This is a genomic window from Paenibacillus sp. 19GGS1-52, assembly GCF_022369515.1.
In the GTDB taxonomy this organism is placed as follows: domain Bacteria; phylum Bacillota; class Bacilli; order Paenibacillales; family Paenibacillaceae; genus Paenibacillus_AQ.
The window spans coordinates 1,331,378-1,345,576 of record NZ_CP059724.1 but is presented as its reverse complement, the minus strand read 5'-3'; the positions used below and the strand labels follow the sequence as shown (position 1 = coordinate 1,345,576).

Annotated in this window: 11 protein-coding genes; 1 reads left to right on the top strand and 10 read right to left on the bottom strand. The window is 46.5% G+C overall.

What is annotated here, in order from left to right:
* Window positions 1-7: 7 nt before the first annotated feature.
* From H1230_RS06240 to H1230_RS06195, 10 genes are all read right to left on the bottom strand, one after another.
* A complete protein-coding gene (locus H1230_RS06240; protein ID WP_239714677.1) occupies window positions 8-1,792 on the bottom strand; it encodes a UbiD family decarboxylase in 1,785 nt (594 codons plus the stop codon).
* A 76-nt stretch (window positions 1,793-1,868) separates the two neighbouring features.
* Window positions 1,869-2,798: a COX15/CtaA family protein gene (locus H1230_RS06235; RefSeq protein WP_239714676.1), complete on the bottom strand. Its 930-nt coding sequence runs from the start codon at window positions 2,796-2,798 to the stop codon at window positions 1,869-1,871.
* A gap of 213 nt (window positions 2,799-3,011) precedes the next feature.
* Window positions 3,012-3,356: a thioredoxin family protein gene (locus H1230_RS06230; RefSeq protein ID WP_239714675.1), complete on the bottom strand. Its 345-nt coding sequence runs from the start codon at window positions 3,354-3,356 to the stop codon at window positions 3,012-3,014.
* Window positions 3,357-3,431: 75 nt separating this feature from the next.
* Window positions 3,432-5,060, bottom strand: a complete 1,629-nt coding sequence (locus tag H1230_RS06225) for a putative polysaccharide biosynthesis protein (RefSeq protein WP_239714674.1) — start codon at window positions 5,058-5,060, stop codon at window positions 3,432-3,434.
* Between the two features lie 26 nt (window positions 5,061-5,086).
* A complete protein-coding gene (locus H1230_RS06220) occupies window positions 5,087-5,569 on the bottom strand; it encodes a DUF456 domain-containing protein (RefSeq protein WP_481857120.1) in 483 nt (160 codons plus the stop codon).
* A 141-nt stretch (window positions 5,570-5,710) separates the two neighbouring features.
* Complete coding sequence (locus H1230_RS06215; protein WP_239717143.1) at window positions 5,711-6,487, bottom strand: Cof-type HAD-IIB family hydrolase; 777 nt, start codon at window positions 6,485-6,487, stop codon at window positions 5,711-5,713.
* Window positions 6,488-6,538: 51 nt separating this feature from the next.
* Window positions 6,539-8,674, bottom strand: coding sequence for a peptidoglycan D,D-transpeptidase FtsI family protein (locus H1230_RS06210; protein WP_239714672.1), 2,136 nt, complete (start codon window positions 8,672-8,674; stop codon window positions 6,539-6,541).
* 37 nt (window positions 8,675-8,711) lie between these two features.
* Window positions 8,712-10,805: a peptidoglycan D,D-transpeptidase FtsI family protein gene (locus H1230_RS06205; protein ID WP_481857119.1), complete on the bottom strand. Its 2,094-nt coding sequence runs from the start codon at window positions 10,803-10,805 to the stop codon at window positions 8,712-8,714.
* An 89-nt stretch (window positions 10,806-10,894) separates the two neighbouring features.
* Entirely contained in the window at window positions 10,895-12,040 is a 1,146-nt protein-coding gene (locus H1230_RS06200) for a transglutaminase domain-containing protein (RefSeq protein ID WP_239714670.1), read from the bottom strand.
* 42 nt (window positions 12,041-12,082) lie between these two features.
* Window positions 12,083-12,517: a hypothetical protein gene (locus tag H1230_RS06195; RefSeq protein ID WP_239714669.1), complete on the bottom strand. Its 435-nt coding sequence runs from the start codon at window positions 12,515-12,517 to the stop codon at window positions 12,083-12,085.
* A gap of 373 nt (window positions 12,518-12,890) precedes the next feature.
* Between H1230_RS06195 and H1230_RS06190 the strand changes: the two genes are divergently transcribed.
* Window positions 12,891-14,087, top strand: coding sequence for an MFS transporter (locus H1230_RS06190; protein WP_239714668.1), 1,197 nt, complete (start codon window positions 12,891-12,893; stop codon window positions 14,085-14,087).
* Window positions 14,088-14,199: the final 112 nt, after the last annotated feature.

The following is a 14,199-nucleotide window of genomic DNA, read 5'->3' as shown; positions in this document are numbered from 1 at the left end:
CTAGAAGTTATATGGAGTTTACACTCCCGCTGAAGTAGTGTTTCCAATTGCGGTCAACCTGCTCCACGATATCCTCGCGTGGGAACAGCTCGTCCGGATATCCCGGCTTCATGCGGGCATCGATTACAATTGGAAGTTTATAGCCGATATGGTGATTCTTCACCTCAGATTCGGCATAAATATCTGTGGCCGGGTTGAAGCGAGTGAACACGCTCCAGAGAAAGGTGGTCTGCGTGCGAACCGTTTCTGCAGCGTTGTCCACCAGAATGACCAGGGGCCAGACGGTATCCGCCTCGCGCAGCGAAGCTACAAGCCGCGAAGGCAACTGTGGGTCCTCTTCATAGGATGCACCAGAAACAGTTAAACAACCACCGCAATACGGAATTGCATTCTGGATTCCAGAAAGGAGCCCCTCTTCATAGCTGCGGGGTAAATCCCGAATCGGGCTGCCGATTCCCATCAATACGCCTTTGCTACCGCGATTCATTTGCTGACCTGTATAATCTAGTGTATCTTGCGAGGTCTGGTTGAATACAAACAGATCGACTGCAGGATTGAACCGCTCCAGCACCGTCTCCAACAATTTAGGGAAATCCGTAAGATCGACCGGCTCATTGGTCAATAACAGGAATTTGGTTAACGAGAGCTGGCCTTCACCAAGAATACGGAAGGCCGATACCAGCGCTTCACGCGAGTAACTTTCGCGTACAACTGCCGCGGCCAACGTATGCGAGCCTGATTCCGAGTATGCCCACAAGGAGCGGACGGATGGCATTACCAACGGAAACGCTGGTGCGAGCAGACGTTGCAAGAAATCACCTAAATAATAATCCTCCTGGCGTGGCTTGCCGACGATAGTCGCTGGATAGATTGCATCTTTGCGATGCCACATTCGTTGCACATGCATTACAGGAAAATCATGCTGTAATGAATAATAGCCGTAATGATCGCCGAAAGGTCCTTCCATACGCCGCTCATGCGGGGGAACCAGTCCACGAATGGCAAATTCGACCTCGGCGGGAATATGATGTCCGCCCATCGGGTCCTTAACCATCGGCAGCTTGCCGCCCAGCAGCATGGAGGCCAACAGCAATTCAGACATACGTTCAGGTACGGGGGCGATAGCTGACGCAATTAAGGCTGGAGGACCGCCGATAAAGACAGAAACCGGCAACGGCTCTCCGCGTAATTCAGCTTCATGGTGGTGGAATCCGCCCCCCTTATGTATTTGCCAATGAATACCGGTAGTACTATCATCATAAATTTGAATCCGGTACATCCCCAGATTATTATCCTTCGGATTGGAGGTACTCTCCGTGAATACAAGCGGAAGGGTAATAAACGGTCCGCCATCCTTCTGCCAGCTCGTTACTCGCGGGAGCTCCTTCAATGGGTCCGTACTGCGACATATACCAAGTACAGGCGCTTCACCCTGTGGAACCTGTCTCACCCCAATCTTTAGCAGATCAATGAGCATTCCTTTTTCTTTCCAGACTCCGCTGAATGAAGGTGGCAGAAGTGTTTCTACCGCGCCCATCATCGATTGTATCAGCTGTTCTGGACGGGACCCGAACGCTTGATTTACTCTGCGAGCCGTTCCGAATAAATTAGTCACAACGGGAAAGGGTGTCCCTTTTACATTGGTGAACAACAGGGCAGGTCCTTCTTCCTGTATCACACGCCGATGAATCTCCGCCAGCTCCAGATAAGGATCAACTGGTGTGTCGATCACAGCAAGATCTTTATCCTTCCGTAGTTGTTCTATCCATTGACGTAAATTACCGTATCCCAAACTATTGTTCCTCCTCCAACCGACTCTATCCACGGCCTATCCAAAAGGGGCTGTCGGCCTATCTTGATCAATAAGATTATTGCTCACTTCTACCCAACTGCCATACCCGAACGCTCATATAACATAGAACTCCGAATAATCCGGCAATGAGCAAAATATGAGCCAAGGCCGCAAAAATATACAATTGCTCGTTATATAAGGTATAGACAACAGCGGCACCGCTAAGTACCTGCATCAGACATAACAGAACGGCACAGACGCCTAAAGTTCTCAGTTCTGGATGATCCTTATGTTTCCAGAAAGCTAGATGCCCAAGCACCGCGATCAGAACGAATAAGAGCAGGGCTGCAATCCGGTGCATAAATACAATACCAACCCCACCAGAAAGCTCCGGTATCCACTCTCCGTTACATAGAGGCCAACCGGTGCACCCACCCTGTGAACTTGTATGGCTTACATAGGCCCCAATATAAACGACGATATAAGAATATAACGCCGTGATCCACGTTAAGTTGCGGAAAGCAGGACTTACTGGCACTCTGGTGAGCCGATTATCGTGTTCTCCCGCTTCCTGCATTCTTTTCGTTCCAAGCGCCAGCATCAGCGCACTCGCAAAAGCAATCAGAGAAAACCCCATATGCAACGCCATTACAGCAGCTGATTGGGATTTGACCACTGCAAGCGCTCCCATACCTGCCTGGACTACTACAAATAACAAAGTCAGAACGGAATAGACCCGTAAATCACGCCGCTTACGCGCATAACGCCAAAAGGCAACTGCAGAAGCAAGAGACAATAAACCTGCCAGCCCACTGAACAAGCGGTGTGTGTATTCAATCATTGAACCTAAGGTGTAAGCCGGAACCAGCTTTCCGTGACAAAGTGGCCATTCATTTCCACATTCCAATCCTGAACCCGTCTTTGTTACAATCGCTCCTCCCAGCAGAGCCAGGAACATGATAAGACAGGTTGTGTAACTAAGCCATTTTAACTGATTCATTGTCATTGTTATCACCCGCTGTATCATGATTTGTTCCTATTATAACCGAAACAGGCACGAGCTGTGGTTCAAAATGAAACGGCTTCGCCGTCCTTTATATGGACGGTACCCGTTTCTTCGAGAAATATAAGGATAAATTATTGCGTGAAGCATATAAATTCTTATATTCCAAAAAAAACACCGTTTCTGCTCTAACGGGCGAAAGCGGTGTAATGAAATTTATTTGTGAATGCTCTGGTAAACATCAAGCGCAGTGTTCAGGAAATTCTCAATCTCTTCACGGGATTTGCGTAGCTTGTTGACGAACCTGACAAGCTCCCGCCCGTCTGTATAGGCTACAAAACTGGGAATACCCAGAATATTCTGTTTCTGGCTGACATCTCCAACAGCGTCAACATCAACTTCAACCAAGGTAAGCCGGCCTGTGTAATTCTGTTCAAGCTCAGGCATAAAGGGATCAATAAATTTACAATCGGAGCACCAATCCGCCTTAAATACCGCCACCGTTAGACGGGGGGATTGAGTAGCTACCTGAAATTCAGCGGGAGAACTAATCTTATCCATGCATTATCCAGTCCCTTCTTCAGCAGTCTATTTCCTGTCCTCTTAAGTGAAGCAAAATGTACAACGGAAGTCAACTTATTCTCGCGCCCGAACACGTTCAGGCTGCAGCTTCATAAGGGGTTTCAACAGCTTTTGGAGCGCACGTGGATAGCTGGCAACCTCTTGTCTGCTAAGCACACCCAGCACGATGAGCAGCACCAGATAGATAACCACAACCGCCACTCCCACCACAAGACAAGTAATGAGAAACGCCACGCGTGCAGGCATCAGCTGTGTCATCATAATACCAGCTTCGTTAAGGCCATAACCAATCCCGCCAGACGCCAGTACCGCAACAGCAAAACCGCCCCAGCGCTTACCCATAATCTCAAAGGGCACGATCGATTTCAGCATACGTAAATTAAGTAAGGTAATGACTACGAAGCACAGAGCGGTCGCTCCAATAATTCCGTAAATACCAAACACCTTGCTTAGGAAAAAACTCGCTATAAGTTTAACAATAATACCGGCTAGCACATAAAACATGGAAATGCGTGACTTTCCCATACCCAAGAGGATCGAGTTGGTTGTCATCATCGTGATCTGGAATATAGTTCCAATCGTTAGCATGGCTACAATGCCGCTGCCTCCCAATCCACTAAACAGGAGACCATTGACAGAGTATGCAGCCACAGACAGTGCAATTACAATCGGCATTCCTGTCAAGATAGAGATGCGTAAGGCCAGTGTGATTTGTCGTTTGAGATGAACCTCGTCACGACGGGCAAAGGCAGCTGAAATTATCGGAATCAGCGAAGTGCCAAGCGCAATAGCCAGAACAGGAGGGATACCCGCCACACTCTGAGCGCGAGTGGTTAGTATACCAAGCGCTGCCGTTGCATCAGCCCGCCCAATCTGGTCGATTAGCAGCGGAACTGCCAGCGAGGTATCAATAACATTCACTACAGGAATCGTAAGAGATGAGAGTACGATCGGAATAGATAGAGTGAAGATATCTTTGTAAATAGACCACATGGGCATTTTTTGTGCAGAATCATAATTTAACCCTTGTTCCTTATCTTGCCGACGCAGTTTTACTGCAAAATAAATCATCACACCAAAGGCTGCAATACTGCCTAGTACACTACCAAAAGATGCACCAGCCGCAAGAGTCGTATTACTATAGCCCTGCTGCAGCAAAATGAAAGCAATAAGAATGGCAGTAAATACGCGGGCAACTTGCTCCACGATCTGTGATATACCACCAGCCATCATATTATTGCGACCCTGAAAATAGCCGCGCATCATTGCAATGGCGGGAAACAGCAGTAGTGCAGGTGCAATGGCTCTAACTGCCATTGCCGATTCAGGAACATCAGCGATATGGGTTGCATAGAATGGAGCTCCAAAGTACAGTAAGGCAGTCATGAAAACCCCGGCTGCTACCGAAAACAGCAGCGCAGCATGATACACCTGTCTTGCCTCTTCGGGACGGTCCAATGCATAACGCTCAGATACCATTTTACTAAGGGTGCTGGGTATGCCTGCTGTCGCTACAGTTAGCAGCATCAAATAAATATTGTTGGATACCCCAAACGAGGCTCTCCCAATATCGTTGAATATATGATCCAGCGGAACACGCTGGGCAAGCCCGAGTACGCGTGCTACTAAAGCTGCGGCAGCCAGAATAAGCGTACCTTTTACAAAAGATTCTTTCTTGGACAAGCTATTTCGCCTTCTTCACTGTAAATTTAATACCGGCCGATCCAGATAAAGAAGAGAACGACCATCACTACCTGCAGCACGATTTTGACTACGGTACTGCTAAACAAACCCAACAATGAGCCTACACTCACCTTAGCAGCTTTACCTGGATTAGAACCCGCTAGTAACTCACCCACAAAAGCACCTATAAACGGACCGAGAATCAGTCCAAACGCCGGAATGACGAACGGACCGAAGATCAAGCCAATTGTACTGCCAATGACCGAAGCACGCGAGCCACCGAACTTTTTGATACCCCATGCTCCTACGACATAATCAGATACAAAGAGTGCTACAACAATCAGCGTCTGAATGATCCAGAACCATACTCCGAAGGATTGAAAGGAAAAGAACCAGCCATATACGAAAAAAGCCAGATAAATCGCCAATGCGCCCGGTAATATCGGATATACTGCTCCGACCAGACCTACCGCAAATAATGCGATAATCAGAACCCAACCCAGGATCATCAATTCCCTCAACTCCTAAAGTTTTGATAGCATAAGCTACAGCATACACTAAGTTTTGATAGCAGTTTTGTTAGCACATTTCACAGCAAAACTGGCTTCACGAACATAAGCCAGTTTTGCATTGTAAGGATTGTTAAGACACTATTTCACTGTAACAGTAGCCGCAGTGATCTTTGCTTCCGTCAAAATATACTTTTGGATCACTTCGGCAATTCCGTCTTCATTGTTGGAGGCCACTACAACATCGGCCTCTTGCTTAACGGTCTTCTGAGCATTGCCCATAGCAACGCCTAATCCCACCTGCTGAATTACCGAGAGATCATTCAGACTATCACCAACAGCAACGACCTGAGACATATCTATTCCCAGCAGACGACAGACTTCCCGTATTCCTGCCGCTTTATTCACACCCTGTGGATTAATCTCCAGATTATACGGGGAGGAATTTGTAATTTCCAGTCCCCCCATATCCTGAAGCTGCAGCAGCAGCTTATGGCGGATATCATCATCTTCCGTTTGATAACCAAACTTCAGCCATTCCCTGCCTTCCACATTCCCATCCCAATTATCCCTTTTATGAACTTCATCCAAAGAATACGCCCAGAACCAGATATCATATTGCTGAGCAATTTCATACATCTGTGTAACTAACTCCGGGTCCATCAGGGAACGGCGGTATAACTCGTGCGGCGCCCGCCACACTTCACTGCCGTTTACGGTGACCATTGGTGTCTGCAAGCCAAGCTGCTCTGCATAAGGTAATGCACTTCTGAACGCACGTCCTGTAGACAGACAGACATGAACGCCTGCCTCCACAGCCTTTTTGATCCATTTTTCCGTTTCGGGGGTAATCAGCTGTTCATCATTCAGTAATGTTCCATCCATATCCAATGCAAGCAGGCGGTATTTGGCAATCATTTGCCACCCCTCCATTCTTGTATGCTCTCCATTATGAGTAGCTATTTATTTTTAATGAGTACTAGTAGTATCGGCAGCATTTGTAGTCGTGCTATCTCCCTTCTTAGTAGTAGCATCACCATTTGCGTTAGTAGCAGGCTGAAGATTCTTCTTGGGTACACCATCCAGCCCATATTCCCAATCATAAGCATCAAATATTTTACGCGCTACTGGCGCAGCGCTGTTGGAACCGAAACCACCCTCAGGAATAACTACCGCTACTGCCAGCTTCGGATGATTACGCGGAGCAAAGGCTATGAAGACACCGTTATCGCGTAATTGACCTTTCGCCAGCTGCTGTGAGGTCCCCGTTTTACGGGCAAAGTCATAAGGGAAATCGGCAAATGCAGTAACATCACTGTTCATGCCCTGCTTGATCTCTTTCCAGAAGGATTTATCAAAGGTAGTTACCTCATCGAGTACTTCGCGATCGAACTTCTGAACTACATTCCCATTCGCATCCGTAATCTTACTAACCAGCTGCGGTTTGATCCGTTGTCCTTCATTGGCAAGTGTAGAAGCATACTGAGCAAGCTGCATCGCCGTATAACTACCTTGTTGTCCAAAAGAAGCATAGACGAGTGCAGCCTGTGAACTACCGGCAGCCTTAATATTGGTATAGTTAATCTGTCCCAAGAATTCATTGGGCAGACCACTTTGTGTAGATACGCCAAGACCGAACTCTTTCATATATTTATCCCAGACATCAATACCCTTATCCTGATATTTCTCATAAAGCTTCTTGCCAACCATATCAACCATAAACACATTTGAGGACTTCTCAATGGCTTTAGCCGGATCCAAATATCCATATACATGTCCTGAAGAATTTCTCACCTTCGTCTCATGTCCCGCTTTACCGAAAGTGGCGAATCCTTTATCTGAATACCCGCTGGTGGTCGTAAAGAAACCTTCATTTAATCCAACAAGCACGCTGAGCGGTTTAATGGTTGAACCCATCAACAGTACGGATCTCAAGCCATTTCCTGAAGTTCCCGAAGAAATAGGATTAATCGTTCCGTTCTGGTAATTGTTAATAATATCGTTCCAGACGTCTGTCGGCAATGAACCAGTGGTCCAAATGTTTGTATCATAGTCCGGCATACTTGCCATAGCTACTATATTACCTGTATCCACTTCCATTGCTACTGCATAGCCAGTCAAAGCATCCGGATGAGTCTTGCCCTGTACAGCATGCGAATGGAGCCAACTAATCTGCTCCGTTATTGCTTGCTCCGTCTTGAGTTGAATATTCTTATTAATCGTCGTCCAGACATCGTTGCCCTTTACAGGTGGAACTACCTTCTCGATCTTCTCCGCCATGTTCTGCGGATTAACAGAGATTTCCTGATAGCCATTCTGTCCACGAAGATCTCTTTGATATTGCAGTTCCAGACCGTCAAACCCAACAAATTCATCATCTTTGTAGGTTAGACCTGGGTCCTGAGTGTTCTTCATCGCATTAATAATATTCTGATAAATATCCAAACTGCTGGAGGATTTAAAAGGCTTGATATAACCAACGGTCTGTACTGCAACCGTATCTGTATCATAATGGCGGGTGCTTTCCTCCACAATCTCAAGTCCCGGATAGTCATCCTTATGCTCCATGAAATAGGCCACTTCTTTGGAGGTCAGACCCGCCTTAATCCGCCGAGCCATATAACCCAGAGATTTACGAAAATCCAAATCCATCGTTTCGATGATATCTTCTTTGGTCAACTTCTTCGCGTTTGGATCGCCATACTTATTAAAGTCGGCTACCAGACTGGCTGCCAGTGCCTCTGACTTAGCTTTAGCATCTGGCGAAAGGGTAGTTACACCCGTATTCTTATCAGTGACCTTTGCTGTATATTCTTTGGTCAAGGTAATGTATAGCGACTGAACAGGTGTCGAATACGCTAATTTCTCACCACCGGCTGCATAAATCACACCACGCATAGAGGCCAGCGGTACATTTTTGGTGTCACGACTAGTCTCAACATCAGTTAGCGTAGGCCCTTCTACGAATTGAAGCACTGCAAGGCGTATAATAATGACACAGAATATAACAAACGTGCTGAAGAAAAACACGTTGATCCGCAGGCCAAGGGAACTTTTGTTGTCAGACTCGTCTGGAGGTGAGGCCTGCTTTCGGAAAACACTCACAGTTTTTCTCTCCTTTAACTCTAAAATAATATATTTATTATTCCTTAATTACGTTTACTGCAGGTTGAAGATTCTTCTTTGGCACGCCATCCAGACCATATTCCCAGTCATAGGCATCGAATATTTTACGGGCTACGGGGGCTGCACTGTTAGAGCCGAAGCCTCCCTCTGGTATTATAACCGCTACGGCCAGCTTAGGTTTATCACGTGGAGCATATGCAATAAAGACTCCATTGTCACGTAGCTCACGATCCGCCATCTGTTGTGAAGTACCCGTCTTACGGGCAAAATCATACGGAAAGTCATCAAAGGCACTGACTTTACTGTTCATGCCTTGTTTAACCTCTTTCCAATAGGAAGGGGCAAACGTGACTTTATTCAGCACTTCACGTTGGAATTCTTTCACTACATTGCCTTGCGCATCTGTTATCTTACTAACTAGCTGCGGCTTAATACGTATTCCTTCATTGGCAAGCGTTGAAGCATATTGGGCCAGTTGCAGTGTTGTATATCCAGCTTGTTGGCCGAAGGAAGCATAGACTAGCGCAGCCTGTGAACTGCCTGCAGCCGTTATATCTTTATAGCCAATTATACCTGCTGCTTCCTTAGGCAGACCGCTTTGTGTGGATACACCCAGACCAAAATCCTTCATATACTTGTCCCAGACTTCGACACCTTTATCCTGATATTTCAAGTACAGCTGCTTGCCAACCATATCCACCATAAAAACATTAGAGGAGTTCTCAATCGCTTTGGCGGGGTCCATGGGGCCATAAACGTGACCAGATGAATTTCGCACGGATGATTTATCATCTTTACCGAAATAAGCAATTCCCTTATCCTTATACGTAGTCGATGTTGTGAAAAAGCCCTCATTTAAACCAATCAGCACACTTAACGGCTTGATCGTGGAGCCAAGAAACGGCACGGATCTGATATCATGGCCTGAACTGCCGGATTGAATTGAGGTTATTGTACCATTCTGGTAATTATTTATAATTTTGTTCCAGATTTCGGTTGGAAAAGAGTCTGCGATCCATACATTCGTATCATAATCCGGCATACTGGCCATCGTGATAACATTACCCGTATCGACTTCCATGGCTACGGCATACCCTGTCAAGGCATCTGGATGGGTCTTCCCTTGAACAGCATTAGTATGCAGCCATTTAATCTGTTCGGTAATCGCCTGCTCTGTCTTCAGTTGTATATTCATGTTAATGGTCATCCAGATATCTTTACCCTTTACAGGGGCAACCACTTTCTCTACCTTCTCTGCCATGTTCTGTGGAGTAACAGATACGACCTGATAGCCATTTTCTCCCCGCAGTTCTCTTTGATACTGCAGTTCAAGACCATCGAATCCAACAAATTCATCAACTTTATAGGATAAGCCGGGAGAAGAATTGATTTTCTTCATAGCACTGCGAATATTCTGATAAACAGCCAAATCCTCAGTTGATTTAAAGGGCTTGATAAAACCCACAGTCTGCACCGCTACAGTATTCTTATCGTAATGGCGCAAGCTTTCTTCAACGATAGAAAGTCCTGGATATTGATTCTTATGTTCCATGAAATAGGCTACTTCTTGAGAAGTCAAACCTGCCTTTATTCGGCGAGGGATATAGCCAAGATATTTCTTAAACTCCAAGTCCAGTGATGCTTTGACTTCCTGACGGGTAAGTTTTGGTGCATTAGGGTCGCCATATTTAGAAAAATCAGTTACCAGTCTATCTGCCAGCGCATTAGCTTTGATCATAGCTGCCTCAGTAAAAGCAACCTTGCCTGTTTCTTTATCGGTAGACTTCGCTGTATATTCATTAGTTAGCGTAATATAAAGCGATTGAACAGGAGTAGAATAAGCAATCTTCTCACCTCCGGCAGCGTAGATGATCCCTCGCATAGCAGCAAGTGGAGCATTCTTGGTCTCCCTGTTGGTCTCTACCTCCGTTAGTGTAGGGCCTTCAACGAACTGTAGTCCAGCCAAACGTACAATAATAACGCAAAATATAAAAAATGTACTGAAGAAAAATAGATTAATCCGCAGATCTAGGGTGGTTGTAAGAGTTCTGTCGGGTTGCGAGCCCAATTTACCGAACCTCTTCACAGCTGTTCTCTCCTCGTTATTCATAGGATGAAACTAGGCTGACAATCCCCCTCAGCCTTATCTTTAAATATGTTGGTATTGTACCATACATCTAATGTCCCACGCGCCTTTGGTCAGAGCACGCTTTCCGTGATATGTGTGTCAGCAAAGTCCTTGGAGTCGAACCAATCGCCACTACTGGCCCATGTAGAATCAAGTGGAATCCACGCTTTCCGATCACTAATATAGACTTCATTCCAAGCATGAGGTCCATGTCCTCCTTGACCATCATACCCCTGACCGGTGACTACCCTCACCTGCAGCCCCTGTGAACGAGCCATTACCGCATAGAGACGGGCATAATCGATACAGACACCCAAGCGGGTATCGAATGTGTTCTGAGGGGTCTGCTCATGCCAAATTCTGTTCTGCTCATAGTTAGCAGCCTTGGCATAATCATAGGCTATTCGCGAGCCCACCCAGTCGTATAACAGTCTGGCCTTCTTCTCATCACCCTTTGCTTGACCCGCAATATCTGAGGCAGCTACAACAATATCCGGCGAAATGTCATGATCAATAACCTCGTATTTCCGGCGAAGGATATCATTCATTTCCGCAGCAACAGCCTTAGTCAGAATAGGCAGCTTGTTCTGCATAGCCTCACCTGCAAAGGGCTCAATAACTGCAGCAGCACTCTGGCTGTAGACGGGGGATGACTCCACATAACGACTAAAGTTGCTATCCGGATTCAGTCCGATGGCAATAAAGAGAGCAATTACAAGCACTAGGCTCCGTACTAATCCAATTACACATCCTATAGCAGCTCCGCCTAAGCGGCTTATCTGCGTAAGCTTTCTGTCCGCAAATCTCGCTGTATGCCGAGGGAGACGAAATGGAAGCAGGAATGTTAACAGTCCCAACAATATACGAATCAAGCTATACGTGAACAACAACAGCAGCAGAAATCGCACCAAAGGCGAGCCTGCCAGCACCGACACTGCAGTATAATAAATTTGTTGCCACTGCTTGAGCTCGGAAACGGGAAGAACAACTCCCGAAGCCCAGTCCTTAACATAAGGCGAGAGATAAACAGTGGCTGGAATCGCCAATATCAATGCTGCAATAGTAAATAATCCAGTACCCAAAAGTCCAAATAATCTTCCAGTCGAGCGTGAGAATCCTCTGCTCCAGCCTTGCAGCAGCGAGAAGACTACAACCAGCAGAAGGGTGATTGAGATGACATTAGCATCACTCAGACTTTCGATCCACCCGTTCAGCATATCAGCCCTCTCCTTTCATTTTTATGCATTCTCCGCAGTGTTCTAATTGTTCTTTGCTGCTTCAATAAATGTTTTTGTCGTATCGGTAACGCTCCATTTCCCAAGGCTTACCCCGCGGAAAGTAACCTCTACTTTATCCTCGCCAGCCTTGCCCTTCATCTCAATATTCGGGGTTGTGATCGTAAACGTCCCATCTTCGCCAGAAGTATACTTGGCGTCTTGTGCCTCTTTAAGCATGACTTCCTGCGCTTCACTCTTCAGTGTGCTTACTGTACCATCCGCCACCTTATTCACAGCGTTGCCAATTTGATCCATAGTAACCCCACCATAAATGAATAAACCAACAACAATAACAATGACAATCGCCCATTTCAGAACAGTTTTAACCAGATTAATTACCGCAAATAGTACAACAAGCGCAATAACAATCACTAACCAATTCTCTCTTATGAACTGTGACCATACCTCTGGATCCATCAACCCACAACACCCCAATCGCTAATTTCGTCCCACAGGATGAGTTATCCCGTAGGCATTATCTCAATATTAATTATTATACATGATAGAACCTCATAATTCATGATTGCACAGCCGGGTGGACAGAAGGCTATCTAATGATGTCAAGATGAAACGGCTTTGCCGTCTGAAAGAGGCGGCATCCGTTTCTTCGAGAAATATAAGGATAAGTTATTGGGTGAAACCTATAAATTCTTACATTTTTAAAAAACGGTATAAGCCCTTCCCGTCCCACGTAAAGTACAAGTAGCTGCTTTTCCTGGTCACTGAATACACAATTCATATAACAGCAGCCCTGTGCCTTTCTGACCTTGCTGGGGCTAAGCTTACGGAGGTGTTCCCTGTAAAAACCGCACTGTGGCTGTATCTGTTTCTCTTTCTGGCATTCTTCGATTTACATGCCCAATATCCTATCCTGACTCCCTTTGCTCTTTCTCTTGGCGCAGGCCCCGCTTTTATCGGCTGGATGATGGGCATGTACTCCTTGACACACCTTCCCGGAAATCTGCTCGCAGGTGTGCTGGTCGATCGTAATGGCAGCCGCCGTTACATTGTCTTCAGCCTGATTACAGCAGGTGTAATCCTGCTGCTGCAGGCTCATGCACAGCTTCCCTGGCATCTGCTGATGTTGCGGGCGGCCAGCGGCTTTGCCTTGGCCTTCCTCTCTCCGGCTTGCATGACGTTGCTTGCTTCACTATCGTCTGATGCGGCAGTTCAGGGCAAATACATGTCCGGCCACGGCATCGTCCATACACTAGCTTCCGTTGTATCTCCGGCCGCTGGCGCTTTTATCGTTGCTGAAGCCGGGTTTTCCGTCACCTTCCGAAGTCTTGGTTATCTGCTGATATTCACTGGAGTAATGGCTTACTTCAGTGTACCTAAGCACAGCAAAGTTGGTGCAACTTCTAATACTCCAATACCACTATCGCCAAAGGAGAACTCCATCTCCAATAGTCTAATAACTCCCACCTTTAAAGTGTCCAGACGATATTATCTTCTGCCCTTCTTCGTTTCCTGTTCACAGGGAGTACTCTTCTTCGAGCTTCCTCTGACACAGACCGGGAGCAGGAGTATGGTTTCGACAGGCATACTGCTATCGCTTCTAAGTCTGGGCGCTTTGTTAACACTCAGTATGTTTTTTCTGAATCGTCTAACACCAGCTGGAAGAATAGCCTCCGCCCTCTTAGGCATGGCGCTCTGTTTCTTCATGCTCGCTTCATTTCACAGCGTTCCCGCTGCAGCTATCCTCTTTCTGCTTGGTGCAGCCAAAGGAGTGCTTTTCCCGGCGATGGCCTCATTGTTTATCAGTCTTGGTGGTCCAGGCCGGATGGGCAGAACGTTCTCGCTGCAGTCGATTGCCATGTCACTTGGTGCTTTTGCGGGTCCGGTAGCAGCTGGGCAGTTACGGACATTCGTCTCTCCTTATTTCATTGCTTTTCTGCTGCTCATGACAGCGCTCCTGCTGCTCCCGCCCAGAAATACTGGCAAACAACCTGCATTACAGCCCGATTGGAATGGACGTCCCGCCTAAGACACAACATATAAACACCCGAGCCTCGGGTGTTTATTTCTTTTTACGACATTTCCCGGGGAATGAACACATAATGGACGAACCTCTGTTAAAAATGGCGAACCTTAGGTAG